The sequence below is a fragment of the Kitasatospora sp. A2-31 genome (genome assembly GCF_022288725.1).
Classification (GTDB): domain Bacteria; phylum Actinomycetota; class Actinomycetes; order Streptomycetales; family Streptomycetaceae; genus Kitasatospora.
Window position 1 is genome coordinate 1 of sequence record NZ_JAKNTA010000202.1, and the last position, 1,321, is coordinate 1,321.

Annotated in this window: 3 protein-coding genes; all 3 read left to right on the plus strand. The window is 70.2% G+C overall.

What is annotated here, in order from left to right; all coding sequences use genetic code 11:
• Positions 1 to 47: 47 nt before the first annotated feature.
• Complete coding sequence (locus MCM47_RS40880) at positions 48 to 380, plus strand: WXG100 family type VII secretion target (RefSeq protein ID WP_238862089.1); 333 nt, start codon at positions 48 to 50, stop codon at positions 378 to 380.
• Between the two features lie 56 nt (positions 381 to 436).
• The gene (locus tag MCM47_RS40885; protein WP_238862090.1) at positions 437 to 727 is read left to right on the plus strand and encodes a WXG100 family type VII secretion target; all 291 of its coding nucleotides are present in this window, start codon (positions 437 to 439) and stop codon (positions 725 to 727) included.
• Position 728: 1 nt separating this feature from the next.
• Positions 729 to 1,321, plus strand: a 593-nt coding sequence (locus MCM47_RS40890) for a hypothetical protein (protein WP_238951847.1), incomplete at its 3' end; no start/stop codon positions are given.

Below are 1,321 nucleotides of genomic sequence, written 5' to 3' on the forward strand. Positions count from 1 at the left end.
CCAGGGGGGGGGGCAGGCAGCCCCGCCACTCCCGAGAGGACCGGCCGATGGCCAACCAGACGACCTCCGTCAGCATCGAGGGGATGCTGTCCGCCCAGGGCAACTTCCAGACCGCGCTGGACGAGGTGAACCGCACCTACACGCAGATGGCGAGCCAGATCGAGACCCTGCAGGCGAGTTGGACCGGTGAGGCGTCCAGCACCTACCTCGGCGCGATGAACACCTGGCTGCAGGACTTCGGCACCGTGCGCAGCCAGCTCGCCCTGATGCTGGAGAAGCTCCAGGCGAACACCGGCAGCTACGACACCACCCACCAGGCCACCACCGACCTGGCCTCCCAGCTCAGCAAGGGGATGGCCGCCCCGCTGCCCGGGTTCTGAGCCGCCCGCCCCCTTTCCCGTAGCGCCGCAGCCCCGCACCCCGGAGGAGTCACCTCATGAGCACCTACACCGTCAACATGAGCCAGGTCGAGTACATCGTCGGCGAGATGTCGGCGATCAGCAGCAGGCTCCAGCAGACCCTGAGCCAGCTGGACGACGGCACCACGCAGCACCTGAGCGAGTGGAGCAGCGACGCCCGCAGCACGTACGACGCCGCAAAGCTCCGCTGGGACGCCGCGGCGGCCGACATGGTCCTGCTGGCGCAGAACGCGACGACCGCGCTCGGCGGGGTCCACGACGCCTACCACTCCGGTGAGCGGTTCGGCGCGGGCCTCTGGGACCAGTGACATGTCGGAGCGCGACGAATCCTCCTCCGACCCGAACATCAACAACAACGACTACGGGGGAGGGGGCGGGACCGGGGACGAATCCGGCTCGGACTCCGGGACCGGCGGCGACCACCACTGGACCGGCGACCCCCACGTCGGCGCCGGCCACGGCACGTTCAGCGACACCGATCCGATCCTGCTGCCGACCGTGCCGCGCAACGGTGCCACCGGACCCGGCGGCACCGCGGTGAGCACGCCCTCGCTGGACCTCTTCGCCGCCAACATCGACCGGCTGATCGCGCCGATGAACGCCGTGATCACCGCGCTGGACGGCGTCTCGGTGGCCCCGGGCGCCTTCTACCACGCCAATCTGATGCGCAACAAGGTGAACGGGCCCAACGGCGACGACGGGCTGAAGAAGGACTTCGGCGATGCGCTGGCCTCGCTGGTGACCGGGCTGACCGACCTGCGGGACGGCGTCCGGTCGCTGAGCGCGAAGTACCGCACGACCGAGGAGGCCAATGCCATGACGGCCCGGGACTTCCAGCTCGCCATGACGGACGCCGTCGGCGACTTCAACGCCGTGGTGACCGCGGCCGGCGGTACCGGCGG

Bases quoted from the DNA above. Each gene is read 5' to 3' on its own strand.
- MCM47_RS40880 (WP_238862089.1), top strand. From the start codon at position 48: ATGGCCAACCAGACGACCTCCGTCAGCATCGAGGGGATGCTGTCCGCC.
- MCM47_RS40885 (WP_238862090.1), top strand. From the start codon at position 437: ATGAGCACCTACACCGTCAACATGAGCCAGGTCGAGTACATCGTCGGC.